The sequence below is a fragment of the Pseudomonas sp. 14A genome (genome assembly GCF_018132745.1).
Taxonomy (GTDB): domain Bacteria; phylum Pseudomonadota; class Gammaproteobacteria; order Pseudomonadales; family Pseudomonadaceae; genus Aquipseudomonas; species Aquipseudomonas mercuritolerans.
Genome location: NZ_JAGRQJ010000014.1, coordinates 388,137 through 414,938, shown reverse-complemented (window position 1 = coordinate 414,938; position 26,802 = coordinate 388,137). Strand labels below are relative to the sequence as shown.

Here is a 26,802-nt window from a genome sequence, read left to right as displayed (position 1 = left end):
GGCAACAACCTGAAAACGATTGTTTGAAAGGCGGGGCGCGGTGTCGCTGAATACGATGCCAAAACAGCCCACAGGTTCAAAGCAACCGACCTGTGAACAGGCCGGTTGCCCGAGTCCTACCCAGCGTTCAACACACCTTCCACGGACAACCGTGCCGGTTTTGGCTGACCGTCAGAGGTGAGAAAGCCGAAGTTCTTCTCGCGATCGTTGCTGCCCGAATCACTGTTCCGCCATTCATAGATAGAGGTCAGGGGAATATTCAGGCGTTTAACGTCGGTAATAAACGCGTTGATCTTGGTTGCTTGCCCCTCAGGACCACCGTTGGAGGCGAGGGCCGAAACCCCCCATTCACTGATGACCCCCGGCAGATTGAAGTTCTGTTGGATGAAGGTCTGTGCGTTGCTGATCTGCGTCGCGGTCATCCCATAAGGATGATAGGAAACCGCGTTGAGGCATTTCGGGTAATCGCTGACGATACTTTTCATCGCCACCGTCGACGCCGAGCCCGCGCTTGGCGGCCGGGCGAAGCCGAAGCCGACCCGTGGCGTCGTCTGCGGCTGAGCTTCGAAGGCCTTGCACATGCCGGCCATGAACGGCACGAAGGTGGTATCGAAATTGCGCGTCGGCCAATAGGTTTCCAGGTCCGGCTCGTTCCAGATTTCGATCGCCACCAATTGCGAACTCCAGGTTTTTTCCAGCCCGGTCACGGTGTTGGCGAACTTAGCGCCGGCGGCGTTCAGCTCCTCGGGCGAAGTGGCCGGCAGTGCCTTGATTGCGCGCACCGTCAGCAGCACCGGCAGGCCGGCGGAAGCGGCGGCGGCGAAGGCGTCGCTGACCTGTTTCTGATACGTCTTGGCGGTGAGGCTGTCGCTCCACACACCGAAGCGCACAAAGCTGAAGCCTGCTGCCTTGATTTGCGCGGCATCGGCGGCGGTGAAGCTCTGGATTTTCACCTGCACGCCGATGGTTTTTGCTGGAAGGTTGGGGAACAGCTCACTGGCGTGAACCTGGCTGGTGGCACCGAGCGCCATCAGGGCGAGGGCGGCGAGTGTATTGCGCTGTGCTGTTTTCATGTCTGCTCTCCTGAAGAGAATGACAACTACGAATGTTTATCCCGTTACTCAATTTCCGATAACGGTGATGGCACTAAGTGCGCGAATGTTATTTTTTGTCAGGAAAACAGCAACTGAAAATCACAGTTATTTTTAGTCCGCTAATTGTGGTTGGGGCGGCTTAAAACGCTGTGGTACTTAATGTTCCTGTACTAACAGGGCGAAGCTATTTCTGAGTGCAGGAAAGTCGTGAGGGTTCATTAACTTTCACGGCATGTTGGCTGTTTGATATTACACAGGAAAGCAAGACTTGTTCAAAAAGATCCTCGTTGTCTGCGTGGGCAATATATGCCGAAGTCCGACGGCTGAACTGCTGCTGCGCAACGCGCTGGGCCCGTCCGCCATCACTGTGTCCTCTGCCGGCTTGTCTGCCCGCGTGGGCGAGGGCGTGGAAGCCTCGGCGCGGCAGGTTCTCGAAGAGCACGGGCATTGCGCCGAGGCCTTCAAGGCGCGGCAACTGACTTCGGACATCGTCAATGACTCGGACCTGATCCTGGTCATGGAAAAAGCCCACGTCAATCAAGTGCTGAAGATTGCCTCGCACGCCAGAGGCAAAGTGTTTCTGCTCGGTAAATGGCAGAGCGAGCGCGAAATACATGATCCGTATCGTCAAGGCAAAGCCGCGTTTATTCATGCCCACGCATTGATTGAAGATGCTGTTAGTTCATGGGCGAAGCGTCTCGGGCATTGATGAATATTCTTCAGAACAGTAAATGGTAAGAACAGACTTATGCAGTTACCGTCCGTAATCGGCACCCGCGACAATGATCAAGACAGTATTGATCTGCTCGGCATCTTCGGCAGCCTGATCGACCAGAAGTGGCTGATCGGCGCGCTGACCGGTGCCTTCATGGTCACCGGCGTCGCCAATGCGGTGCTGGCAACGCCGGTGTACCTGGCGAACGCGCTGGTGCAGGTCGAACCGAAAAAGAACGACATGCTCGGTTTCTCCGACCTCAACAGCATGCTCGGCGGGCAATCGCCGTCGGTGACCGAAATCGGCATCATCAAATCCCGCGCGGTGATCGGCAAAACCGTTGACGACCTGCGCCTGGATATCGACGTCACCCCCAACACGTTCCCGTTGATCGGCGGCTTCCTTTCGCGGCGCTATCGCGGTGACAGCGAGACCAGCGTCGCGCCGCCGCGTTTCGGTTTGAACAGTTATGCCTGGGGCGGCGAACGTCTGGAATTCACTCGGCTGCAATTGCCGAAAGACCTGCTCGGCAAGAAACTCACCCTGGTCGCCGGCGAACAGCAGCGTTTTCAACTGTTCGATGAAAACGACAATCTGCTCGCCGAAGGCGTGGCCGGCGAAGCGTTTGCCAACGACGGCGTGGAAGGGCAGATCGCGCAACTGGCGGCCAACCCCGGCACGCGCTTTCAGGTGGTGCGCAATCCACGCATCGTGACCATCCAGGGCTATCAGGACGCGCTGGATATCTCCGAACAAGGCAAGGAGTCGGGGATCATTCGTCTGGCGCTGGCCAGCTCCGACGCGGCCGAGGCGGTGAAGATCCTCAACAAGATCGCCTCGCTCTACGTCGAGCAAAACGTACGGCGCACTTCGGCGGAAGCCGCGCAGAGCCTCGCTTTTCTGCAAAGCCAGTTGCCCCAGGTCAAGCGTGATCTGGCCAAGGCCAGCGACGCCTTGAATGCCTACCAGACCCACGGCAAGACCGTGAACATCTCGCTGGAAACCCAGTCGGTGCTGGGCCAGTCGGTGGCGCTGGAAACGCGCATCTCCGAGCTGAAAATGCAGCAGGCCGAACTCGATCGCAAGTTCACCAAACAGCACCCGGCCTACCGCGCCTTGATGACGCAGATCGGCGAGCTGACCCAGCAGCAGAAATCTCTCGAGGGCAAGGTTCAGGACTTGCCGGCCACTCAGCAGGAATTGCTCAACCTGACCCGCGACGTCGAGGTGGCTTCGCAGATCTACACGCAGTTGCTGAACAAATCCCAGGAGCTCGACATCGTCCGCGCCGGGGCCGTCGGCAACGTGCGCTTGATCGACACTGCCGATGTCGACCTGACCAATCCGATCAAACCGAAGAAACCACTGATCGTGCTGATCGCGACATTGCTCGGCGCGTTTGTCGGCGTGGCGCTGGTGCTGCTGCGCAAATCCCTTAGCCGAGGCCTTGAAGGTCCAGAAGGCATCGAGCAGTTGGGCCTGCCGGTTTACGCGTCGATTCCCTACAGCGCCTTGCAGGAAGAAGAGGACAACAAAAAGGGCCGCGCCCGCGATGGCGTCGACAAGCCTGCGTACCTGCTGGCGCTGCGCAACCCGACTGATCTGTCGATCGAATCGATCCGCAGCCTGCGCACCTGCCTGCACTTTGCCGGGCTCGATTCGACCAACAACCGCATCATGATTTCCGGGCCGAGCCCGCAGGTCGGCAAGACCTTCGTTTCGTCCAACCTTGCGGCGGTCATGGCCCTGAGCGGCCAGCGCGTGGTGCTGATCGATGCCGACATGCGCAAAGGGCACCTGCACAAAACCCTCAACACGCCGATCAGCAACGGTCTGTCCGACCTGCTGGTCAAGCGCTGCACCCTCGAACAGGCGATCAACAAGGTCGAAGTCGACAACCTGCATTTCATCAGCCGGGGGCAAGTGCCGCCCAATCCTTCCGAATTGCTTATGCACGCCAACTTCCGCGAACTGCTGGCAGAACTCAGCGAGCGCTACGACCTGGTGATCATCGACACGCCGCCACTGCTGGCAGTGACCGATGCCGCCATCGTCGGTCGCGAGGCCGGCATCAGCCTGATCGTCACCCGCTTCGGGGTGAACCCGGCCAAAGAGATCGAACTGACCATTCGCCGCTTCGCCCAGAACGGCATCGAGTTGAAAGGCGCGGTGTTCAACGGCGTCGAGAAGCGTGCGGCCAGCTATTACGGCGGCACTGGCTATTACAACTACGAATACGCGTCCGACAAATCCTGATGGTTGCCGATTGTTCTTTCCTGTTTGAAGTGGGTGAGTTGTGAAAAAAATACTGCACGTGGCAGAGACGATCAAAGGTGGCGTGGCGACGGTGATCCGCACGATCTCGGCATCGCCCGAAGACGACGCAGCGGATTATCAACTGGTCTATCTGGTGCCCGAGGATCAGGCCAAGGAGCTGCACGGCATCGCCCCGCAGCAGGTGCGCACCTTCCCGCGCAGTGGCCGCAACGTGCCGTCGCTGCTGCGTTTCGCCTGGCGTCTGAGCCAGGTGCTGCTCAAGGAAAAGCCCGACGTGGTGCATTTGCACAGCACCTTTTCCGGGGTGATCGGCCGTGTTGTGTGCGTGCTGTTGCGACCATGGCGCAAGCCGAAAATCGTCTACTGCCCGCACGCGTTTTCGTTCCTGATGGAAAGCTCGCCGACCAAGCAGAAAGTCTATGCGTGGATCGAGCGCGTGCTGCAGAAAGTCTCCGACGTGATCATCTGCGTCAGCCAGTACGAGCTGGATAAAGCCGCGCGTTTCGGCATCGAGCGCAAGCGCATGAAGCTGATCTACAACGGCATTCACCACAAGGACGACGCACCGAAGAGCGTTGGCGCCGAGCCGATTCATCTGCTTTTCGTCGGGCGCCTGGATTACCAGAAAGGCTTCGACGTGCTGCTCAAGGCCTACGCCAAGGTCAATCGCAACGACCTCAAACTGACGGTGGTTGGTAGTGCGGTCAACGAAGACTCGGTCGAGTGCCCGCCGATGGATTCGGTCGAGTACCTGCCGTGGGTGACGCCGAGTGAAGTGCAGGCGCTGTATCAGAAAGCCGATGCGCTGATCGTGCCGAGTCGCTGGGAAGGCTTTGCCATGGTGCCGCTGGAAGGCATGGCCATGGGGCTGCCGGTGATTGCCAGCAACTGCACCTCACTGCCGGAACTGGTCACCAACGAAGTGTCTGGCTACGTCTTCCCGTCCGGTGATCACCAGGCGCTGGCCGACGTGTTGACGATCATCCAGAAGCCGCGCCTGCTCGACCTCGGCAACGAAGGTCGGAGCATTGTCCGCGAACGTTTCAGCGCCGCGTTGATGATCCGCCAGACCTACGACCTGTATCACGCTCCCACTTATTAAGTAGAACTCAAGCTTATGAACGTAACGATTTTGCATGGCTACAGTGCGTCCAACTCCGGTGACGGTCTGCTCGTCGATCTGGCCATTGCTCTGGTGCAGCGTAACTTCGGTGACGACACCGCGATCAGTGTCGTGGCGTCCGACCCTGAGTCGTTCAATTACTTGCCGCACCCACGTTTCGATGCGCCGGTAATGGCGGCCAAGGGGCTGGGCCGGGTCAAGCAAGCGGTGTTTCTCAATCAGTCCTACGCCGGGCTCGCCGATCTGCTGAAGAAAACCGATCTGATCGTCGGTGTCGGCGGCGGCTACATGCGTTCGAAAAGCGCCTTCGAGCACATCAAGCTGAAGCTCGGACATGCCAAGCAACTGGAAACCGCGATTCTCAGCAAAGTGCCGTCGGTGTACCTGCCACAGAGCATCGGCCCGTTCCACGGCGAGAGCAGCAAGATCGTTGAACACTACGCCAGCGCTGATGCGGTGTTCGTGCGTGACAACCGTTCCTCGGCGATTTTTGATGCTTGCGAAAACGTCTACCGCGCGCCGGATCTGGCGGTGCAGTCGCTGGCGAGCAAGATTCTTCAGCAACCGAAATTCACTCGCTGCGCCGCTTCGCCGGCGACGGTGTGCGTGGTGCTGCGCAAGCCACCGGAGTGGAGCAAGGAGAAGAAGGTCGCTTACGTGGCCAATCTGAAACTGCTGCTGCAGCGTCTGAAGAACAAAAGCAAAGTGGTCTGCGCTGTGCAAAGCGCCGTACGTGGCAACGATGACGGCGCGTTCTACCGCGAGCTGGGCATCAACGAAGATCTGCTGTCGCTGAAGGCAACCATCGCCAAATACCAACCGGACCTGGTGATCTCGGTGCGTCTGCACGGCGCCATCGAATCGCTGCTCTCCGGCGTGCCGGCGTATCACATCAGCTACGAGCGCAAAGGCTTTGGCGCCTATCAGGACATGGGCGTCGAGGACTGGGTGATCAACGGCGGCGATATCGACGTCGACACCATCATCAACACCGTTTACGCGCCCAATGCCTTGGCGGATTTCGGCAAGCGCCTGACCGACACTTGCCGCGAGATCGAGGCGAAAACCGTGGCCATGGACGAAATCATCAAGGGTGTCGTTCGATGATATTTCGGCTGTTGCTTCGCGGCGGAGCCTTGGGCGCGAAGTTCTTGCTGGTGTTGGTCATCACCCATTACCTCGGTTACGAGGCGCTGGGTTTTTACGGTGTGGTGGTCGCGGCTTCGCTGATCGCATCGAAGTTCTACAGCGTCGGCTTCAGTTCCGAAATCAACCGGCTGATCAGCGTCGGCGGCAGTTCGCGGCGGGTGGTCGACAAGGTTCTGCTGCTGTATCTGGCGGTGGGGCTGTTGTTGTCGGTGCTGACGGTACTGATCTATTCGCTGTTCCAGTCGGTGGAAGCGACCGCCACGTTGATCCTTTGCGTAACCTTGGTGCTGCTCACCGAACACCTGTCGTTCGAAATCAATTCCTTCGTGTTTTCTGCGCAGAAAGCCACCGCCGGTGCTCTGCTGTTCTTCATCAAGACCGGCCTGTGGGCGGTGTTGGCGGTGGGCGGCATGGTGCTCGGCTGGGTCGCGGGCATCGCCAGTGTGTTGTGGCTGTGGGTCGTCGCCAACGTGCTGGTAATCATCGCCGGTTATTTGATCGTGGTGAACGTGCACAAGGGCCGCGAAGCCGCGCCGCTGGACACCGCGACGGTGTGGAAGGCCGGGTTGCCGTTCTATCTCGGCACCGGTCTGATCGCCCTGAGTCAGTACGCCGAGCGCTTTCTGATCATCGACCTCGAGCCCTACGCCAGCCTCGGTAAATATGTGTACGCGTGGTCCGCGGCCAACACTTTGCAGGCGTTGTCGTATGCGGTGGTGGCAGTGGTCGGCATTCCGGTGTTGGCCAAGCGTTTCCAGGCCGATCAACAGGCGTTCACGGTCAGGCAACTGTTCGTCAACAAATGGGTGGTGCGCTCGCTGGTGGTCTCCGCCGTTGTAGCCGTGGCGATCTATGTGTTTTTCAATGTGCTGCTCGATTACGTCGCCGCCAGCGTGCCGCGTCCGGATAACGCGCTACTCGCGGTGCTGATTTTTTCCTTCGCCTTGCGGGCGATTGGCGACATTGTCTGGGGCGGTTTGATTGCTTCGAAAAACAGCCGGGTGTCGCTGGCCAGCGCGGCGCTCTGCCTGCTGATTTCAGTGCCGGTCAGCTATGTGCTGATCAAGCATTACTCGATCTACGGCGCGGCGTGGGGCAACGTTTTCGCCATCGTCGTGCAGCTCAGTGTGATTGCAGTGTTGACCCGTGTCACCGGCGCGAAAAAGGTTGCGCTGTCATGGGCCTGAAATTGCCGCGCATCGAGTTTCGTGGGCGCAAATTCGATTCGTCGATTTCCTTTCTGATCCTGTTCACCGGGCTGTTTCTGTCAGTGGCGATGCCGCTGTTGGTGCCGCGTGATCCGGGGCCGGATGCGATGACCTTGTGGTCGTCGTATGCGCGTGCCGACAACTGCAATTTCTGGAACCCGTTCTCGCCGGATCGCTCGTCCTACGAGTGTTCGGCGTTCCTGCTGCGGCCCACCGGGATCAACCTGACCAATGCCTGGGCCTACGGCATGTTCTGCAATTTCTTCCTCACCGCAATTCCGGTAGTGGTGTTCCGGCGCATGCCGTTGACCATTTTCGGCACCCTGTGCCTATGGGGCATCGTGCGTTCGTTTTTCCTTGAGAACCTGACCAAGGAAATCATCGTGTCGGTGGCGGTGTTGAGCATTCTGCTCAGCGCATTGACGCGCAAATATCGCGGCGGTTTTTTCCTCTCGGCGGTGATTTACGGCGTTTTGATCCGGCCGTACTGGATCCTGTTTTCGCTGTCGTGGGTCGGCGTCTGCGTGATGAAAAAGTACGTCTCGCGCTTCACCTTCTTTCTGATGCTGTTCCTGTTTTATCTGGCGGTGGCCATGGCCATTCAGCTGGCGCTGGGCTTTCCGGTGTCGTCGATCCGCGCGAGCAACAACGAGCTGCGCACGGCGGGCGAGGAGGGCTCGAAGTCGCTGATCGTTTCGTGGCTCAGCGGCAGTGACTTCGTCTCCCAGGCACTGGATTCGATGATCATTTTCTTCCGCCTGTCGTTCCCGGTTGAGCTGATTCTGCTGTCCGGGCCGGGGCAGGTGATCTTCGTTGCGCTGATGATCATGACTGCACTGCTGCTGTTCAAAGTCATCACTTCGACCGACTACAAGGGCGCGCCGATCCAGACCAAACCCAAGGAACTGATCGCGATTCCGCTGGCGTTTCTGTTGGTGCAAGGCTTGTTCGAGCCGGACTTCGGCTCCTTCGCCCGCCATTTCTCGATGGTGGTGCCGGTGTTGTTCGTCGGCCTGGGCTTGATGCTGCGCGCGAACAAACCGGCGCAGGTCGAATCAAGAATTCTCACTTAAGGCAGGTGCTCTATGTCGAGCAAGAAAAAATCCCTGGAAATCGAAACCCTGCGCGGCCTGGCGTGCCTGCTGCTGGTGCTCTATCACGTCATCGGCCCGCTGGGCGGCGGCTTGAAGATCGACATCGGCTCGCCGTTCCGGATCATCGCCGACTCGATGGTGTACGTGCGCATGCCGCTGTTCACGTTCATCTCCGGCTACATCTATTCGATCTACAAGATTCGCGGCAATGACTTTTCCGCGTTCTTTGCCGGCAAGGTGCGCCGGCTGATCGTGCCGCTGTTCTGCGTTGGTGTGCCGTTCTCGGTGCTGCAAGCGGTGGGGCCGGGGGTGAACAAGGACGTCGGCGTGATCGATGCGTTGTTGTCGTTCTGGGTACCGATCAACCACTTCTGGTTTCTGCAGGCGGTGTTCAGCATTTTCATCTTCGTCGGCTTGCTGGAATGGCGCGGCCTGCTGCGTTCGGCGACGCGGCTGTATGGCTTGTTTGCGTTTGCGGCGGTGTTGTTCCTGCTGCCGCCGTTGCCGCTGGATGCGTTCGGTATCAACGGTGCGATTTACCTGCTGCCGTTTTTTGTTGCAGGGATGATCGGTCAGGAAAATGTCGATGTTTTGAAGCAGCGTTTCAAAGTGATCGGACCGCTGTTGTTTGTGCTGATCTCGCTGACGCTGTTGTATGTCGCGGCGATTGATCGTGAGCTGATTGTCGATCGCCGCAGCCTGATTGGTTTGACCGTGGGTTGCGTGTCTTGTATCGCATTGCTGTCGAGTGACATGCGCTCGAAAGCGCTGACCTGGCTCGGTGGATATTCCTATGCGATTTTCTTGTTTCATGTGCTGTTCGCAGCGACCTCGCGGGTGGTGCTGGGGCGCTTGGGTGTGAAGGATGAGAGCTTGCTGGTGCTCGGTGGTCTGAGTTGTGGATTGCTCGGGCCGGTGCTGTTGGCGATGGTGTTCAGCCGGTTCAATTTCACCTCGGTGTTGTTCCTTGGCGAGCGCGCGGCGAAGAAGAAAGCGCCGGTGATTGTCGCTCCGGTGGTGCAGACGCAATCATCCCTGTAGGAGCTGACGAGTAAAACGAGGCTGCGATCTTTTGATCTTTTGTCGTGGCTTGCGAAGATCAAAAGATCGCAGCCTCGTTTTACTCGTCAGCTCCTACAGTGGATTCGTGCAAGTCACACCATCCTTGTGGGAGCGAGCCTGCTCGCGAAGGGGCCATCCCGGACAAAGGAAATATTCAATGATGCCAGTAGACGCCCCTCAACCAGTCGCCCCCTCGGCCATCACGATAGACGATGCCCGCCAGCGCTTTACGCAGTGGCGCGAGGGCAAGGCCGGCAAGGTGCTGGCGGTTTCGGTGATCGGCGATAGCTACACCGCCGGGCAGGATTTCTACCTGAACAAACTGGTGCAGCGAGTGGCCGCCGAGGTGGGTTTCGCTGGCCCCGGTTACGTCGGTTTCAACCACGGCGCGGCGCTGGGCGGCACGCATTTCAAATACACCCGCAGCGGCGACAAATACTTCGGCGGCGGCTGGAAGGTTTCCGAACTGGGCCAGGCCAGCCCGGACAGTCGCACGATCAGCGGCAACCCCGGCGCCTGGTTGCAAGTCGATGCCGGCCCTTCGCCGCGCATCGATACCACGGTCACTCAGGCGAAACTGTTGTATCTGGGCAGCGGCGAAGCCGACGAGCTGCGCTATCGCTGGTCGCCCGCGCAAGCCTGGCAACCGTTGAAACTCGCAGGCTCAGGCGTTCAGGAAGTCGCGCTAGCGGGCGTTCCATCAGCCGCAGACTGGTCATTCAGACTGGAAGTGGTGAAGGGCGCGCCCACGTTGTTCGGCCTTTGGATGACGAATGATGAGAAGGGCATTCGGGTGTCGAAACTGGCGGCCTCCGGCGCGGCCTCGGCGGATTTCTATCACGCCGATCCTCAGTGGCAGACGCAGTGGAAAGCCGTGGTGTCGAAGATCCCGACCGACGTTTACCTGATCATGCTCGGCGGCAACGATCAGGGCTTCGGCGTCAAACCTGCGCAGTACCTGCAAAACGTTCAGGGCCTGGTGAGCATGCTGCGCGAGATTCAGCCGGCGGCGAGCATCAACCTGATCATGCGTCAGGACACCACGCGCTCCAGCGCTTATCCGATGTCGGCCTATGCGCAGGTGCTCGAACCGTGGGCGCGGGAGCAGCAGCTCGGTTTTGCCAACCTGCAATGCGCATTCGGCCCCGACGTCAAACGCTACGCCAGCGCGATGATCGGCTCGGACAAGATTCATCCGTTGCCGGCCACGGGCGGGAAGGTGATTGCCGATTATTTTTATGGCTGGATCATGGGGCACGAGACTGGGTGCGGCAGCGCTGCAAAAATTTGAATGTGGGAGCGAGCCTGCTCGCGAAGGCGCCGTGTCAGATACCGAAATGCTGACTGTGCCGCCGCTTTCGCGAGCAGGCTCGCTCCCACAATGGATCGGCGTGACGCCCGGGTGATCAGGCGTCGTGCTTGAAGGCGTCGATGAGCCCCAGCAGTTCGTCAAGCTTGCGCGGCATCAACCGCGCATCACAACGGGTTTCCACGTTGATGATGATCGCCGGGTCGTTGCAACAGATGCGCACGCGAAAACGCCAGTCGCTGAAGATCACCTTCAGGCCATCGCGGTCATCCATTTCCAGCGCCTGTTCGCCATACAACGCCTTCAGGTGCGCGAGCAGCGGATAAGGATCGCGCATCGGCCGGCGAATATCGCCGGACGCAGGAAACACACCGATTCGCTCCACCAGCAGAATCGTGCCCAGCCAGGTTTCGTTGGCGCTGGGCAGCGGTTGATGGCGCGACAACCAGCTCATCACCCCGAGGTTGCCCACCTCACGTTCAATCTCTGTCGAATGTTGTGCAATGTTCATGGTTGCCTGCCTCTGGTGGTGGGGAGCCGTCTCAGCGGCCCTTGAGGTACACGTTGTCGTAGCAGAAATTGGTCGCCTGCAGATAACCCTCGGCATCGCCGCAATCGAAGCGCAGGCCTTTGAATTTGTAGGCCAGCACGCAGCCGTTCTGCGCCTGTTTCATCAGTGCGTCGGTGATCTGGATTTCGCCGCCCTTGCCTGGTTCGGTGTCGGCGATCAGGTCGAAGATGTCCGGGGTGAGGATGTAGCGCCCGATGATCGCCAGGTTCGACGGCGCGTCCTGCGGCGCCGGTTTTTCCACCATGTTGTTGACTCGGTAGATGCCCTCGGAAATCAGCTCACCGGCAATCACCCCGTACTTGTGGGTCTGGTCGGCCGGGACTTCCTGGATGGCGACGATCGAGCAGCGAAATTTCCTGTACAGCTGGATCATCTGCGACAGCACGCCGTCGCCTTCGAGGTTCAGGCACAGGTCGTCGGCCAGCACCACGGCAAACGGCTCGTCGCCGATCAATGGGCGGCCGCTGAGAATGGCGTGGCCCAGGCCTTTCATTTCCACCTGACGGGTGTAGGAGAAGGTGCAGGTGTCGATCAGCTCGCGGGTGCCGGCGAGGAATTTCTCTTTCTCGGTGCCACGGATCTGGTGCTCGAGTTCGTAGCTGATGTCGAAGTGGTCTTCCAGCGCGCGCTTGCCCCGGCCGGTGACGATGGCCATGTGTTGCAGGCCAGCGTCCCGTGCTTCTTCAACGGCATATTCGATCAACGGCTTGTTGACGATCGGCAGCATCTCCTTCGGCATGGCTTTGGTCGCCGGCAAGAAACGCGTGCCGTAGCCGGCAGCGGGGAACAAACATTTACGAATCATAAAAGTATCCTGGACAGTCATGGAACACAGGCGACGGTTGCGCACCACAAAGTGGCGGCAAGTTTCAATGATTATTGAAGGCTTACTTTAATACCCGAGTCAGGTTGTTGCTGGCAATTAGTTGCGCTGTTAAAAAGCGCTAATGTTATGAGATGTCGACTACTTGGTTATTAGTTATTTTTAGTCGGTATCTGTCGATAGTGATAAGTGTCCAGGGAGTGCTAATAAGTATCCGTCAAACAGTTTGACCGGCAAAAATAATTATTGCCAGTGGTTGAACTGAATTTGTTTGAGGTTGTTGTCGCCCTGTTTGTGTGAATTGCTCCGCATATCCACCAGGCATGGCTTGACACGCTACCGGGTATTTATTCAATGACGGACCGCGCTATGAAGATTCTGGTAACGGGTGGTGCCGGCTATATCGGCTCGCATACCACACTTGCATTGCTTGAGGCAGGTTATGAAGTTGTCGTTCTGGATAATCTTTGTAACAGCAGCGATGCAGCACTCAACGCTGTTGAAGCCATTTGCGGCAAAAGTGCATGGATGGTTCGCGGCGATGTCTGCGATCGGCCGCTGCTCGACCGGATTTTCCGCGAGCATCAGATCGACGCCGTGCTGCATTTCGCCGGGCTCAAAGCCGTGGGCGAGAGTGTGCGCAAGCCGCTCGAATACTACGAAACCAACGTCGGCGGCAGCATCACCCTGTGTCAGGCGATGGCAGCGGCGGGGGTGTTCCGGCTGGTGTTCAGTTCCTCGGCGACGGTGTACGGCGAGCCTGAAGAAATGCCGATTCGCGAGGATTTTCCGACGGGCAATCCGACCAATCCCTACGGCCAGTCCAAGCTGATCGTCGAGAACGTGCTGCGCGACCTGAGCCTCGCCGAGCCGCGCTGGAGCATTGCGCTGCTGCGCTATTTCAACCCGATCGGCGCTCACGCCAGCGGGCACATGGGCGAAGACCCCAACGGCATCCCGAACAATCTGGTGCCGTATATCAGCCAGGTCGCGGTCGGCAGCCTGCGCGAGCTGTCGATCTTCGGTAACGATTACCCGACCGCCGATGGCACCGGCGTGCGCGATTACATTCATGTCGTCGATCTGGCGGATGGGCATTTGAAAGCGTTGCAGTCGATCAGCGAGCGCACCGGCATTCACACCTGGAACCTCGGCACCGGCGATGGCTACAGCGTGCTGCAAGTGCTGCATGCCTTCGAACAGGCCTGCGGGCGGCCAGTGCCGTACCGGATGATGCCGCGCCGCGCCGGTGATATCGCCGAGAGTTTTGCCGACGCGTCGAAAGCGGCGAAAGAACTCGGCTGGAAGGCCACGCGCAACTTGCAGGACATGGTCGCCGACACTTGGCGCTGGCAATCGAATCATCCCAACGGTTATTCGCGATGATGGCCATTTAGTCCGATGTTAGTTTCAGTCAGCTTGTTAGATAACGTCGGGAAATTACACTGGCAATGCCTTTTGCAAATCCGTAGATATAAACCTGCCGTTCGACTTTTAGCAGTTGCACAGGACTGTGGAAGAACAACGGATCTTGTTCGCGCTCTTTGCGGACTTGAAAGCTACCAGCTCTGACACAGATCTGTTTTTTAACAGTTCGAATGTTAGAAAGGAGTTGTTATGAAAAAAGTGATGGCAGTTGCCCTGTTGACGATGTTGAGCAACTGGGCTGCCGCAGCTGAAGCGCCGTTGACAGCGGTAACCAATGTAGGTGGCAGTGTGGCGGCTTCGCAAGCGCCAGCGGCCAGTACTGCAATGGTTGCCAGTGCTGTAGCGGCGTCCAACAGCGGCGGTAGTGCCAACGGTGGTACCACCGGTACGACGGGTACCACCGGTACAACCGGCACGCATAACTAACAGGAACATTTGTTAGTGCAGTACAGAGTCGCCCGACGCAAGTCGGGTGACTTTGTTTTTTGGATTCGCCCTTGAATAGCGTAGTGCCATTATGACTCGTAGTGTTTATCTTTTAATGTTGGCAAGTTTCGCTTTGCAAGGTTGCATGTTTTCCCCCGGCCAGTACCTGAGCACCAGCGATATCACCCGCCAGGGCGCCAGCGAAAGCAGTCGGGTCGAGCTGATTCCGATCACCCCCAAGCTGATCGCCATGAACCGCGCCATCCAGAAGCGTGAGTCGCTGCCGGCGGAGCTGCTGGTGACGCCAGCGGAATATCGCATCGGCAACAACGACGTGCTGTACATCACCGTCTGGGATCACCCGGAGCTGACTGCCCCCTCCGGCGCGCAACAACAGATCGATGCCAACGGCCGTCTGGTGCGCTCCGATGGCACGCTGTATTACCCGTTCATCAAGGAAGTCCAGGCCGCCGGCCGGACCATCCAGCAACTGCGCGCCGACATCGAACAACGCTTGTCGGCATTCATCGCCGAGCCGCAGGTCGACGTCGCGGTGTTGCGCTTCGCCAGCCAGAAAGTCGTGGTCACCGGCGCCGTCACGAAGGCCGGCCCGCAAGCGATTTCGACCAATCCGCTGAGCGTGGTCGAGGCCCTCGGTTCCGCCGGCATCGACACCAACAATGCTGACTTGTCCGGGCTGTTGCTGACGCGCAACGGGCGGGTGTATCCGCTCAATCTCGACTCGCTCAATCAGCAGGATTCCGAACTGCAGAACGTCTACCTCAAGGGCGGCGATCAGCTGTATCTGCCGTACAACGACAACAAGCGCATCTACGTCATGGGCGAAGTCAACCAGCCGCGCGCGCTGAGCTTCAAGACCGCAACCATGAACCTGTCCGACGTGCTCGGTTCGGTCGGTGGCCTGAGTCAGACCAGTTCCAACGGCAATGCGGTGTACGTGATTCGCGGCGTGGAAAATCTCGACGTCGAGCCGGCCAAGATCTATCAGCTCGAAGCCGAATCGCCGACCGCCATGGCGCTGGCCTCGCACTTTCAGGTGCGGCCGCAGGATGTCGTCTACGTCGGCCCGGCCAACGTTACGCGCTGGAACCGTTTCATCAGCCAGTTGGTGCCGTCGGCGTCGATTGTCGGCACCGGGGCTTCGGCAGCGAAGAACTGGAGCGAATACAGCAACAACAGCAAATAAGGCCGCCCGACTGTGAACCTATTGAAAGTGGGCGTCTGCCTGATGGCGGCCTCGTTGCTGTGCGGCTGTAACCCGCTGATGAGCGCATCGCTGAACAACCTCAAGGCCGCCGTCGTCGGCCCCGACGAGGTTGATGTGACAGCGGCCGAGGTCGCCGGGGTCAACTACCCGCAACTGAAACTGACCACGCCATCCGGCTCAGGTGTACTGGCGCTGGTGCGCGAGCGCGAAGACCTGCAATTCTGGGTCGCTTCCGGCAAGCAGGTGTTGCTGCTGCGCGATGGCCTCGCCGTGCGCAGTATCGGCCTCGGCCTGCAAGGCGACCTGGATGGCACGCGGCTGGCCGATGACTCGCCGTTCAAGCACGGTCTGCATCACGTCGCCGACGGTTTCACCACACGGCGCTGGATCGATCTGTACAAAGGCCAGGAAGTCGGCGTGATCGTCAACAGCCGCTTCTCGCGCCGCGCCACCGAAACCCTGGAAATTCTCGACAAGCCTTACTCGGTGCTGCGCGTCGATGAACAGATTGACGCGCCAGCCATCGGCCTCAGTGCGACCAACCGTTACTGGGTCGACCCGCGGGACGGTTTCATTCTGCAGAGCGAGCAGCAACTGACCTCGCAATTGCGCGTGAAGCTGGTGCAATTGACTCCTGACCGCAGGCATCTGCCGTGAGGCGCTTAAGCCTAATCGCGGCGGGCCTTTTGCTGATCGCTGGGGCGAGTCAGGCCGCCGTCACTGTGTCCGGCGACGTCGCCAATCCCGGTCCGATCGCATTGCCGCCGGGTGGACGCCTGTTCGATGTGATCAGCGAAGCCGTGCCCAATGCCGAAGGCTATTGGCTGGCGGGCGGCTTGTTGCGCCAGTCGCTGGTCGAGGAACAGACGCGGCTCAAGGTTGGTGTGCTGTTCGATCTCGAGGTGCTGCAGCGCATGGCGACGCTGTTTGATCGGCCAAGCCGCGCGGCACTGGCACAGCGCGTTGCTGAAGAAGTTCGACAGATGCCAGTGACCGGGCGGCAGATCGCTGACCTCGATCCGGTGGCGGTGGAAGTCGGCTTCGCGCGCAACATTCGTCTGGATGACGGCGATCGGCTGATCTATCCGAAACGGGTTGATGAAGTGCAGGTGTTGGGCGCGGTCACCGAGCCATGTCACTTGCCCTATCAGCCGCTGCAGGAGGCTCGTGAATACCTGGAAGGCTGCTCGATTCTCGACGATGCCGAGGCCGATTACCTGTGGCTGATCCAGCCCAACGGCGTGTCGCGGCGCGTCGGCATCGCGCACTGGAATCGCGAGAGCGGGCAGTTTCCGGTGGCCGGCAGCAGGATTCTGGTGCCGATAAAAAATGATGATCTAGATCCGCCTCTTCCTGAATTGAATCAGCAGTTGGCCGAATTCATTGCCACGCAGCTGGCCGAGGTGGTTCGTTGAAGTTACGTTTTGCAGCTGTGTTGTTATTGCCCTGCGGTCTGGCTCACGCCGAGCCGCGCATCACCCAGAGTGACTTCGGTGGCGCCGGTCTGTTGCAGACGCCGACGGCGCGCATGGCCCCGGCCGGCGAGCTGAGCGTCAATGCCAACCGCACCGATCCCTACAGCCGCTACAGCGTGTCGTTGCAACCGCTGGACTGGCTCGAAGGTTCGTTTCGCTACACCGCGATCACCAACCGGCCGTACGGCTCGGAGGCCCTCAGCGGCAGTCAAAGCTACAAGGACAAGGCGGTCGACGCCAAGGTACGCCTGTGGCAGGAAAGCCACTGGGCGCCGGAAGTGGCGCTGGGCTTTCGAGATATCGGTGGTACCGGTTTGTTCTCCAGCGAATTCTTCGTCGCCAACAAGCGCTTCGACAATTTCGACTTCAGCGCCGGCATTGCCTGGGGCTACATCGGTAATCGCGGCGACTTCGACAACCCGCTGGGCTACGTCAGCAGTCGTTTCGATACGCGCCCGGCGCTGGAAGGCACCGGTGACGTCAACTCCGGCTCGTACTTTCGCGGCAAGCCTTCGCTGTTTGGTGGCGTGAGCTACCAGACGCCCTGGGATCGGCTGAGTCTGAAGCTGGAGTTCGAAGGCAACGATTACAAGAACGAGCCGAAGGACAACGAGATCAAACAGGACTCGCCGATCAACCTTGGCGCGGTGTTCAAGGTGACCGATTCGATCGACCTGAGCGCCGCGTGGGAGCGGGGCAATACGGCGATGTTCGGCGTGACGTTTCACACCAATTTCGTCAGCCGCAAGGCGCCGGCCAAGACCTACGATCCGACCCCCGAACCGCTGCCGGCGAAGGCGCCGACGACCTCGATGGAACAGGTCAACTGGGCCGATGTGTCGCGGCGTTTGCAGCAGAATGCCGGGTACAAGGTCGAGCGCATCAGCCAGCGCGATTCCGAACTGATCGTCTATGGCGAGCAGCAGCGTTATTTCCATTCGTCCAAAGCCGTTGGCCGCGCGAGTCGGATTCTCGACAACAGCGTCAACGACGACATCGACTGGTTCACCGTGGTCAACAAGCGCTATGACTTGCCGCTCGAAGAAACCAGCCTGCCGCGCCAGACCTTTCGCGAAGTGATCAACAATGAAGAACCGTTGGAGTCGCTGCACCGTACTACCGAAATCAACCCGGCGATGCCGCACAACGAGAAAACCCTCTACACCGAAGCGCCGCAGCATTTCAGCTATGGCGCGGGGCTGGGCTTCAAGCAGAACGTCGGCGGCCCGGACGGTTTGCTCTATCAATTCAGTGCTGATGCGGACGCTGAATATCGCTTCAACCGCAACACCTGGTGGAGCGGTTTGCTCAGCGCCAACCTGGTCAACAACTTCGACAAATTCGTCTACGACGCGCCGAGCGGATTGCCCCGCGTGCGTACGGATCTGCGCCAGTACCTGACCACGTCAAACACGACCATGCCGTTGTTCCAGGTCAGTCATGCCGAGCAGTTGGACAAGGATTTGTACGGCATGGTGTACGGCGGCTATCTGGAGTCGATGTTTGCCGGCGTCGGCGCGGAAGTGTTGTTCCGCCCGACCGGCGAGCGCTGGTCGCTGGGCGCGGACCTGAACTGGGTGCGCCAGCGTGATTTCGATCAGGGCTTTGCCTTGCGCGATTACTCGGTCGTGACCGGGCATATCACCGGCTATACCGACCTGCCATTCGATACGCTGGCGGCGGTCAGTGTCGGTCGTTATCTGGCCGGGGATTGGGGCACCACCGTGGATATCTCCCGTGAGTTCTTCAACGGCGTGCGCGTCGGTGCCTGGGCAACCATCACCACGGCCAGCAGCGCGGAATATGGCGAAGGTAGTTTCGACAAGGGGCTGTACCTGTCGATCCCGTTCGACGAAATGATGAGCATGTCGACCATGCGCCGCGCCAACCTGGTCTGGGCGCCACTGACCCGAGATGGCGGCGCCAGACTGAGCCGCAGCTATCAACTGCACTCGATGACGGATAGCCGGGAAGGTGACATGTTCTACCGCAACTTCGAGAAGATTACCGAGTAAGCGCTGGTCTCTGGGAGCGAGCCTGCTCGCGAATGGTCCGGCACATCCAACATCTGCATCGCCTGACACAACGCTTTCGCGAGCAGGCTCACTCCCACAGGGGGTTGTGTTACAGCACAGTTTTCGACCCGAACCCTGATCCCTGTGGGAGCGAGCCTGCTCGCGAAGGCGCCGACACATTCAACATCGCCATCGCCTGACACACCGCTTTCGCGAGCAGGCTCACTCCCACAATTGGACGGCGTCACGCCACACATCCCGGCCATAACCCAAACCCCTGTGGGAGCGAGCCTGCTCGCGAAGGCGCCGGCACATCCACCATCTTCATCATCTGACCCAGCGCTTTCGCGAGCAGGCTCGCTCCCACAATTGGACGGCATCACGCCACACATCCTGGTCATCACCCAAACCCCTGTGGGAGCGAGCCTGCTCGCGATAGCGTCGTGTCAGCCGACATCATCATTGACTGACCCACCGCCATCGCGAGCAGGCTCGCTCCCACAGAGGCGCACCTGTAGTTGATACGAGTTACCCAAATCCCGGCCACAAAAAAGGGGACTTTCGTCCCCTTGCGATCTGAAGCGCTGAACCTCAGTAAATATCCTTCGACAACAACGTAAACGGCGTTTTCACCAGGATCTTCAGATCCAGCCACAACGACCAACTGTTGATGTACTGCAGGTCAATCTCGACACGCTTTTGCATCTTGTCGATGGTGTCGGTCTCGCCGCGGCAGCCGCTTATCTGTGCCAGGCCAGTGATTCCCGGTTTGATTCGGTGACGCGCCATGTAAGCGAGAATCTTGCCCGAGTAATAGTTGTTGTGCGCCACCGCATGCGGCCGCGGCCCCACCAGCGCCATATGCCCCTGCAACACGTTGAACAGTTGCGGCAACTCATCCAGCGAAGTGCGGCGGATAAAACGACCTACTGCGGTAATGCGCGAGTCATTGCGGCTGGCCTGTTTAACTTCGCGGTCATCGTGGACACGCATCGAGCGGAATTTCCAGACCTTGATCACCTTGCCGTTCCAGCCATGGCGGTCCTGCTTGAAAAATACCGGGCCGGGAGAGTTGAGTTTTACCGCCAGAGCGATGATCAACAGCAGCGGACTGAGGGCGATGATTGCCAGGAATGCCACGGTTTTCTCAACCAGACTCTTGCTCAGGGCAGCGGTCGGGCGGCTGGTCAGTGGGCTTTCGTTCAGGTAAATCGCCGGCAGGCCGTCCACGACTTTCACCGAATGGTTGAGCAGGGTCAGGCTGTTCAAGTCCGGCACCCACACCACATCGACGTTGGCGCCGAGCAAATCGACATACATCGCTTCGATTTTCGCGGCTTCGCACAGCGGCAGGGTGATGTACAAACGACGGATGTCGTGGGCTTCGATCAGCTCGAGCAACTCGTCCTGAGCGCCAACGACACGCGGTGCGTCGGAAGCGAGGAGCGGTTTGTCACCGTTGCTGACCAGGCCGATCAGCGGCAGGTTTTCCAGTTGGCTGAGTTTTTTCGCCAGGCCCAACGCCAGTTCGCCGGTGCCGACAATCAGCGTGCGGTGTTCGCTTTTACGCGAACGCTGGTAGTACTTGGAAAACGCATGCAGCGGCGCGTAGAGGAACGCCTGACCGAGGAAGCCATACACCGCCCAGCTGAGAATCACCTGACGGGAAAACAGCTCATCGGCCTGGCAGACAAACGCGATGCACGCCAGCGCGGCCATGGTCATCGACCAGCCCATGAACAAACGGCCGAGGCCGGTCAGGTAGTTGTCGCGTTTGCGATAAACGCCAGTGAAGGTGTAAGCCGGCACCGAGGCCAGGACGGCGAGGGTGGCACACATTCGGTAATAGAACGCGACGGTGCCGGTGTGCTGTTCAGCGAGGATGAACAGCAGCGTCACAACGAAAGCCTGTGCCAGCGCCCATTGGCCCCAAAAGGTCAGTCCCTTGAGGCCCGTGCTTCGATTAATACTGAGAGAAAGATCCATACGATATCCCCAAAAGACGTCCATTCAGGTTTCAACAGTTGAAAGCCGAGTTGTTATGCAGACTTATTGTTTTTGTTTTGGCGAATGTCTTGAGGTAACAACATCGAGAGCCGAACTGTCGTCAGCCAATAGACTAAGTTATTGTCGGGAATGGTGTCTGACGAGTTCTAACAAGATGGCACAGTGCCAACTTTTTAATAATTAAATAAATGGCTGTTAGAAAAAGTCGTAGAGAGGGGGATGAAAAAATTAGGGCGTATTTGTTACTGTTGAAAGATGAAGGCAGGGAGGCGTTTATCAATTCAGGGAGGGGGGAATCAAACAGAGTGCTCTTCTTGTTGTTGTGGTCGCACTTTATATCTGTTTGTCTGGGTTTGAAGGTCGGCTTCGGTTACGCAACGACTTCCTGGATCAGGCAGTATCCGCGATTTCTAACGGCTCGGAACAATCGCTCGCCATTGCTTGCGCTCTTGAACTTGTCCTGCAACCGGCTCAGGCACATTTCCAGGCCACGGTATTGCTCGGGTTCCCGACCAATGCTGATGATCAAGTCATCACGACTGACCACGCGCTCTTCATGGCTCAGCATTTTCCGCACCAGGGCGGTTTCCAGGCCAGTCAGGCTGATCGCAACATTGTCCTTGAGCAACACGCCTTGTTCATCGTCGAGATGCCAAGTATCGCTGCAAGGCTCAGTGCTCTCGCTGACATTTGAGATATGAGCGCCTTCTGCACTGCGGGTCGGGAAGCTTTGAAACGGATTGTCTGTTTGCGCGGCTCGCCATTCATTTTCAAGAGTGGCCAGTATGCGTTGAGTATCATGTTCGATACTGCGCGCAACATTCTTTCGGCTGAGGCTTGGGTAACTGAACTCCATGACCATCGGGGCGGAAGAGGGCGAAGCAACACCTTCAACAAACATTTGTGCCTGCGACGTGCCAAACGAATTGAAACGTTTACTGGACAAGATGGTTTCCAGTTCACGTTGCGACGTTGTGCTGTGCGTCACAACAACAAAATATTTTCTGGGGAGGGTTGTACTCGTTTCCATGTCTCTCTCCTAAATACACACCAAAATTGGCTAAAAGATAAATCGGCAGGCGAGCAATGACTTCCTCGGAAGTAATCGTAGGCAGGGTTCGGGCCGAAAATGGCCCTCGATAAATTCCACTCGATCTGCTGCTATGTTATGGAGTTTTATTGTTATTAGGCGTGATGCCGTGCTCATTCAAGTGCTTGAGTTTTAATAAGTATGAAGCGCGATTGAAACGATATGGCTGCATCAGACGATCCTTCGTACGTATGCAAAAGGGGAAGACTGCCCGAGACTCAGGCAGTCGATATCAGGCCCCGCATCAGGCGATAGCCGTAGCCGCGGATGCTCTGAATCGCGTTTGTACCATACATGTCCTTGATTTTTCCACGCAAGCGACTGATTGATTTTTCCAGTGCCCGAGGGTCGTAGAAATTGCTGTTGAGGCCCATGATGCTGGCGATTTCATCATGGCTCAGAATGTGATTGCCGGTGTTCGCAAAGGCTTCGAGGATCTTCATCTCGGCGAAGGAGATATCGAGTTTGCGCCGACTGTCCATCAGGCAGATCCGTGTCGGATCAAGCGTTAGATTGATATCTCGCTGCCAGTCTTCGCTGTTGAAGAATTCAGTCAGCAACTCGTCGCTGTCATCGCCCAGTGTGTTGAGCTTGATACAGGCATCCGCCCCAGCAAGAAAATACTTGAGTTTGTTAACGGCGCCGCGGCCGGTGACGACTGCGCAAATAAGCGGTTTCAAGTTGTCATTGCGCAGGTTCTGCACCAGTGCCAGATTATCTTCGAGCGCCTGTGGGCTATCGATGATGAGGAAAATGGCGCGATATGAACCGATGTAACCTTGTTCTTTATACGAACTAGTGAAGGCACCTGTTTCCAGGATCATATCGGACTGCACGTGCTTTGCGATCAGCGATCTGAAATGATCAGCCACACCCAGTGTACGACCCAGCGCAAGAACACCGGATTCATCATTTGTCGGGCGCGGACTTCTCGTCGCCAAGTTCCCTGAGAGCATCATGCGTTGACTCGAATTAGGTGCTGACATCGGGATGTTAAAGCACCGGTTCTCATCTGTGACTGACAATTGGTAACATTTACGCGGATTTTAGACACGTCTCCCGAGTTTTCTAACAATAAGTAAGCTTTTCAAGCTTTTAGTTGATTTTCTCGAGGTTGTGAACTAACGCGTAGATGATGGCTATATGCAATGGTGCCACTATTTTGAGCTTGTGGCGATGGCTTTGTCTATGTCCTTTTGCCACTGATTGGCCATGTCAACAATGTGTGAAGTTGATCACACTTCATATCTGAACTGAAATATTTGTAGTAATAGATGTAAATTTTTTCAGTTTAGTTCGTCGGCCGACGATTACTAACATGACTTGAGTGTGGCTATTCGTTAGACCTATTCTTCGAAATCAAACGATCGCAGCCTTCGGCAGCTCCTACAGGGAAATGCATTCCCAATGCAGGAGCTGCCGAAGGCTGCGATCTTTGATCTTCATATGCGCCAATTATGTAACTCAGATTCTCAACCCTGAGTGTTATTGACTGGTCGCTCACCCTGAGTGCTCTGACGGAGGATTAATGGATTTCTGGACCCTTTTCCAGGTATTGATATTAGGCGCGGTAGAAGGCCTGACTGAGTTCCTGCCCATCTCGAGTACCGGCCACCAGATTATTGTCGCCGACCTGCTTGAATTCGGCGGTGAACGCGCGATGGCGTTCAACATCATAATTCAACTGGGGGCCATTCTTGCTGTGGTCTGGGAGTTTCGTCCGAAGATCTTCGAAATCGTCAAAGGCCTGCCCACCGAGCGCAACGCGCAACGTTTCACCCTTAATCTGCTGATCGCGTTTTTCCCGGCCGTTATCCTCGGCGTGTTATTCGCCGACGCGATTCATGAATACCTGTTCAACCCGATCACCGTTGCGGTGGCGCTAGTAGTCGGTGGCATCGTCATGCTGTGGGCCGAACAGCGCAGCCATGTAGTCAGCGTCGAACATGTCGACGACATGCGCTGGTCTCACGCGTTGAAAGTCGGTTTCGTACAATGCCTGGCGATGATTCCCGGCACCTCGCGTTCCGGCTCGACGATCATCGGCGGCCTGCTCTTCGGCCTCTCGCGCAAAGCCGCCACCGAGTTCTCGTTCTTCCTCGCCATGCCGACCATGGTTGGCGCCGCCGTTTATTCCGGCTACAAATACCGCGACCTGTTCCAACCCAACGACCTGCCAATCTTCGCCCTCGGCTTCGTCACCGCATTCATCTTCGCGATGATCGCCGTGCGTGGCCTGCTGAAATTCATCGCCAACCACAGCTATGCCGCGTTCGCGTGGTACCGGATCGGTTTTGGTTTGTTGATTCTGGCAACCTGGCTATTTGGCTGGGTCAACTGGACCGCCGCAGCGGCAGCCTGATCACTGCGCGCTGATCAACGCCGCCACGGCGAGATCGTTTAACGTCGAATCCGACGACTCCTGACGAAAGCGCTGCAAGGCCGATGTGAAATACGCGGCTTGCAGCATGCCGTCGCTGGCCAGATAGAGCCGCGCGTCTTCTTGCTCCTCAGCAGAGTAAACACGTTTGTGACTGTCGGTCGTTTCCTGGCTAGACGAAATAGGTGCGAGGATTAAAGACACCAAAGTGAAGCCGGAAAGCTGCGTCACCTCCCACGGCGTATCGGTACGGCCCATGCAAAAGCCATCGCAGTGCGCATAAACGTTGGAAGTGAAGCTGAACAAAGCGAGGAGGGTGAAACGCTTGAAACGTGAAAAAGTAAACGCGGGCATAAACGAAAGACATCCTGTCAGTACATCAAAACACCGGGCAACGCTCATGCGCCGCCCGCACACTCAAACCATCAATCAACGCCCTTCAAGCAACTCAGCCGCCTGATCCAGCAACGCCAACGGATCCTTGGCCTTGTGAATATCCACCGACAACAACTGACGAAACTTGCGCGCCCCGGGGAACCCTGTGCCCAGGCCCAGCACATGCCGAGTGATGTGATGCATCGCACCACCGGCCAGCAAATGCTCGGCGATATAAGGCCGCAACTGCGCCAACGCCTCAGCCCGACTGATCACCGGAGCGGTACTGCCGAACAGTTGCTGATCGACCTCCGCTAGCAGATAAGGATTGTGATAAGCCTCACGCCCCAACATCACGCCATCGAACGTCTGCAGATGCTCATGGCAGGCCTCCATGGTCTTGATCCCGCCGTTCAGCACAATCTCCAGCTCCGGAAAATCCGCCTTCAACTGCGCCGCCACGTCATAGCGCAACGGCGGAATGTCGCGATTCTCCTTCGGCGACAACCCCTCGAGGATCGCAATCCGCGCATGCACGGTAAAACTCGTGCATCCGGCATCCCGAACAGTGCCGACGAAATCGCACAGCTCGGCATAACTGTCGCGCCCGTTAATGCCGATCCGGTGCTTCACCGTCACCGGAATCGACACCGCATCACGCATCGCCTTCACACAATCGGCCACCAACTGCGGATGCCCCATCAGGCACGCGCCGATCATGTTGTTTTGCACACGATCACTCGGGCAGCCGACGTTCAGGTTCACCTCGTCGTAGCCATGTTCCTGCGCCATGCGCGCGCAGGCGGCGAGATCGAGCGGAACACTACCCCCGAGCTGCAACGCGAGCGGGTGCTCGGCTTCGTTGTGACGCAGGAAACGTTCGTGATCGCCGTTGAGCAGAGCGCCGGTGGTGACCATTTCGGTGTAGAGCAGGGCGTTCTTCGATAGGAGACGTAGGAAGAAACGGCAATGGCGGTCCGTCCAATCCATCATGGGTGCCACACTGAAGCGCCGAGACGGCTCAGGCGTTGGTTTTACTGGGCTAAAGCTCTGATTCTGGACCATTTTACTCAACGTGTTTTCGACGTGATTTCGGGCGTTTTCAAGGGTTTTCAGCATCTGTTGGTACGATGTACCCATTCGAAGCCAATACGTACCACTTTCGTTTGTGGCAGCTGTAGGACATGAAAAATGGCTGATGGAAGCACTGCGCTTCACCGCGCAGCACCGCATCTGCCGGAATGGGTTGCAAGTCTACCAAGAGAGCGAGATTTGCGCCCCGGAAACGAACTACACGAGCGCGAATCAGAGCTGGATGAGCGGGCGATCAAGTGGGCGATAACGCAGGTTCGAGTGCATCAATGGCTGCACTTACGTTCAGTCTTGGTTGCGCTGGAAAGAGTGAATGGCATTCTCGGCGTAGAGTGGGGCGCTGCCGCCCCATCTATGACGATCGATGTGGTCGACCTAATTTCATGAGGGCTCACGACTAACTCATGGTCGGAAAGGGTCAGTTTCGCCAGTGCATTGTTTCAATCGAGCAATAACGTCCGGGCCGGTTTTAGCAATATCGACCCTGCCTGTTGCATCCAAATAGATGTCAATAGTTCGGCCCCATTTGGGGCTGATGTCCACGCACCTCTGAAAACCTTTATCAGTCCACCAATCAAACATCATGAAAAAGTCGTCATCAGGGAATAGGTAGCCGAACTCAACGGCTGAGCCACCGTGCTTGATATCGCCTCTATGAATCCTGTCCTGAGTATTCCAAACGTAGTGAAATTCTTCCTCACTGTTCAGGGAAAAATTCACCGCTACAACTGGGGAGCAGAAGTACCAGAAAAAAAGGACGATGAGCGGCAGAAGGATCCACCGTACATACCGGCGTCCGACTTTATTTGCATCCATGTGGCTTGATACCTTTTTCCATCGCTAGGTTGTATTGTCAGTATC

The 26,802-nt window shown here is 57.7% G+C and carries 25 protein-coding genes and 1 pseudogene; 17 read left to right on the top strand and 9 right to left on the bottom strand.

Annotated elements, in window-relative coordinates:
* Positions 1-116 precede the first annotated feature (116 nt).
* Positions 117-1,073 (bottom strand): cellulase family glycosylhydrolase, encoded by a 957-nt coding sequence (locus PS14A_RS16580; RefSeq protein WP_212616775.1) that lies wholly within the window; start codon positions 1,071-1,073, stop codon positions 117-119.
* A gap of 289 nt (positions 1,074-1,362) precedes the next feature.
* On the opposite strand from PS14A_RS16580, the gene PS14A_RS16575 reads away from it, so the two are divergent.
* The 8 genes from PS14A_RS16575 (at position 1,363) to PS14A_RS16540 (ending at position 11,013) form a co-directional block, all read left to right on the top strand.
* Positions 1,363-1,803: a low molecular weight protein-tyrosine-phosphatase gene (locus PS14A_RS16575; protein ID WP_016775466.1), complete on the top strand. Its 441-nt coding sequence runs from the start codon at positions 1,363-1,365 to the stop codon at positions 1,801-1,803.
* Positions 1,804-1,842: 39 nt separating this feature from the next.
* Positions 1,843-4,065, top strand: coding sequence for a polysaccharide biosynthesis tyrosine autokinase (locus PS14A_RS16570; RefSeq protein WP_212616774.1), 2,223 nt, complete (start codon positions 1,843-1,845; stop codon positions 4,063-4,065).
* A gap of 40 nt (positions 4,066-4,105) precedes the next feature.
* Complete coding sequence (locus PS14A_RS16565) at positions 4,106-5,188, top strand: glycosyltransferase (RefSeq protein WP_212616773.1); 1,083 nt, start codon at positions 4,106-4,108, stop codon at positions 5,186-5,188.
* A gap of 15 nt (positions 5,189-5,203) precedes the next feature.
* Entirely contained in the window at positions 5,204-6,316 is a 1,113-nt protein-coding gene (locus PS14A_RS16560) for a polysaccharide pyruvyl transferase family protein (protein WP_041477306.1), read from the top strand.
* Positions 6,313-7,545 carry an oligosaccharide flippase family protein gene (locus PS14A_RS16555; protein WP_212616772.1) on the top strand — a complete coding sequence of 411 codons (1,233 nt, stop codon included), beginning with the start codon at positions 6,313-6,315 and terminating at the stop codon, positions 7,543-7,545. Before PS14A_RS16560 ends, PS14A_RS16555 begins: the two co-directional genes overlap by 4 nt.
* Positions 7,536-8,639, top strand: coding sequence for a hypothetical protein (locus tag PS14A_RS16550; RefSeq protein ID WP_024013616.1), 1,104 nt, complete (start codon positions 7,536-7,538; stop codon positions 8,637-8,639). The genes PS14A_RS16555 and PS14A_RS16550 overlap by 10 nt, the downstream gene beginning before the upstream one ends.
* Before the next feature lie 12 nt (positions 8,640-8,651).
* Entirely contained in the window at positions 8,652-9,701 is a 1,050-nt protein-coding gene (locus PS14A_RS16545) for an acyltransferase (RefSeq protein WP_212616771.1), read from the top strand.
* Positions 9,702-9,879: 178 nt separating this feature from the next.
* Positions 9,880-11,013: a GDSL-type esterase/lipase family protein gene (locus tag PS14A_RS16540; RefSeq protein ID WP_212616770.1), complete on the top strand. Its 1,134-nt coding sequence runs from the start codon at positions 9,880-9,882 to the stop codon at positions 11,011-11,013.
* A gap of 115 nt (positions 11,014-11,128) precedes the next feature.
* Here the strand turns inward: PS14A_RS16540 and PS14A_RS16535 are convergent, their stop codons facing one another.
* Both PS14A_RS16535 and galU read right to left on the bottom strand, forming a co-directional pair.
* A complete protein-coding gene (locus PS14A_RS16535) occupies positions 11,129-11,542 on the bottom strand; it encodes a mannose-1-phosphate guanylyltransferase (protein ID WP_071173032.1) in 414 nt (137 codons plus the stop codon).
* A 31-nt stretch (positions 11,543-11,573) separates the two neighbouring features.
* A complete protein-coding gene (galU, locus tag PS14A_RS16530) occupies positions 11,574-12,407 on the bottom strand; it encodes a UTP--glucose-1-phosphate uridylyltransferase GalU (protein ID WP_041477294.1) in 834 nt (277 codons plus the stop codon).
* 387 nt (positions 12,408-12,794) lie between these two features.
* On the opposite strand from galU, the gene galE reads away from it, so the two are divergent.
* The 7 genes and pseudogenes from galE to PS14A_RS26635 form a co-directional block, all read left to right on the top strand.
* Entirely contained in the window at positions 12,795-13,811 is a 1,017-nt protein-coding gene (gene galE, locus PS14A_RS16525) for a UDP-glucose 4-epimerase GalE (protein WP_212616769.1), read from the top strand.
* Positions 13,812-14,042: 231 nt separating this feature from the next.
* On the top strand, positions 14,043-14,279 hold the full coding sequence (locus tag PS14A_RS16520; RefSeq protein ID WP_016775457.1) for a hypothetical protein: 237 nt from the start codon (positions 14,043-14,045) through the stop codon (positions 14,277-14,279).
* Positions 14,280-14,424: 145 nt separating this feature from the next.
* Complete coding sequence (locus tag PS14A_RS16515; RefSeq protein ID WP_249121315.1) at positions 14,425-15,486, top strand: polysaccharide biosynthesis/export family protein; 1,062 nt, start codon at positions 14,425-14,427, stop codon at positions 15,484-15,486.
* Positions 15,487-15,498: 12 nt separating this feature from the next.
* Positions 15,499-16,164 (top strand): YjbF family lipoprotein, encoded by a 666-nt coding sequence (locus PS14A_RS16510; protein ID WP_125927269.1) that lies wholly within the window; start codon positions 15,499-15,501, stop codon positions 16,162-16,164.
* Positions 16,161-16,922, top strand: a complete 762-nt coding sequence (locus PS14A_RS16505; protein WP_212616767.1) for a capsule biosynthesis GfcC family protein — start codon at positions 16,161-16,163, stop codon at positions 16,920-16,922. The genes PS14A_RS16510 and PS14A_RS16505 overlap by 4 nt, the downstream gene beginning before the upstream one ends.
* Positions 16,919-18,997 (top strand): YjbH domain-containing protein, encoded by a 2,079-nt coding sequence (locus PS14A_RS16500; protein WP_212616766.1) that lies wholly within the window; start codon positions 16,919-16,921, stop codon positions 18,995-18,997. Before PS14A_RS16505 ends, PS14A_RS16500 begins: the two co-directional genes overlap by 4 nt.
* Before the next feature lie 135 nt (positions 18,998-19,132).
* Positions 19,133-19,246, top strand: a pseudogene (locus PS14A_RS26635) (metal ABC transporter ATP-binding protein); the annotation flags it as partial.
* A 342-nt stretch (positions 19,247-19,588) separates the two neighbouring features.
* On the opposite strand, the gene PS14A_RS16495 reads toward PS14A_RS26635, so the two are convergent.
* The 3 genes from PS14A_RS16495 to PS14A_RS16485 all read right to left on the bottom strand — a co-directional run bounded on the left by PS14A_RS16495 (position 19,589) and on the right by PS14A_RS16485 (position 23,053).
* The gene (locus PS14A_RS16495) at positions 19,589-20,983 is read right to left on the bottom strand and encodes an undecaprenyl-phosphate glucose phosphotransferase (protein WP_212616765.1); all 1,395 of its coding nucleotides are present in this window, start codon (positions 20,981-20,983) and stop codon (positions 19,589-19,591) included.
* 391 nt (positions 20,984-21,374) lie between these two features.
* On the bottom strand, positions 21,375-22,034 hold the full coding sequence (locus PS14A_RS16490; protein WP_137214683.1) for a helix-turn-helix domain-containing protein: 660 nt from the start codon (positions 22,032-22,034) through the stop codon (positions 21,375-21,377).
* 278 nt (positions 22,035-22,312) lie between these two features.
* Entirely contained in the window at positions 22,313-23,053 is a 741-nt protein-coding gene (locus tag PS14A_RS16485; RefSeq protein WP_137214684.1) for a winged helix-turn-helix domain-containing protein, read from the bottom strand.
* 569 nt (positions 23,054-23,622) lie between these two features.
* Here PS14A_RS16485 and PS14A_RS16480 point away from each other — a divergent pair.
* Positions 23,623-24,456, top strand: a complete 834-nt coding sequence (locus PS14A_RS16480; protein ID WP_212616764.1) for an undecaprenyl-diphosphate phosphatase — start codon at positions 23,623-23,625, stop codon at positions 24,454-24,456.
* On the opposite strand, the gene PS14A_RS16475 is transcribed toward PS14A_RS16480, so the two are convergent.
* On the bottom strand, positions 24,457-24,828 hold the full coding sequence (locus PS14A_RS16475; protein WP_024013605.1) for a DUF2388 domain-containing protein: 372 nt from the start codon (positions 24,826-24,828) through the stop codon (positions 24,457-24,459).
* Between the two features lie 75 nt (positions 24,829-24,903).
* Positions 24,904-25,914, bottom strand: coding sequence for a tRNA dihydrouridine(20/20a) synthase DusA (dusA, locus tag PS14A_RS16470; protein WP_129999660.1), 1,011 nt, complete (start codon positions 25,912-25,914; stop codon positions 24,904-24,906).
* Between the two features lie 126 nt (positions 25,915-26,040).
* Here dusA and PS14A_RS16465 point away from each other — a divergent pair, with 126 nt between their 5' ends.
* Complete coding sequence (locus PS14A_RS16465) at positions 26,041-26,328, top strand: hypothetical protein (RefSeq protein WP_130909764.1); 288 nt, start codon at positions 26,041-26,043, stop codon at positions 26,326-26,328.
* Between the two features lie 15 nt (positions 26,329-26,343).
* Here the strand turns inward: PS14A_RS16465 and PS14A_RS16460 are convergent, their stop codons facing one another.
* Positions 26,344-26,757, bottom strand: a complete 414-nt coding sequence (locus PS14A_RS16460) for a hypothetical protein (RefSeq protein ID WP_130909763.1) — start codon at positions 26,755-26,757, stop codon at positions 26,344-26,346.
* Positions 26,758-26,802: the final 45 nt, after the last annotated feature.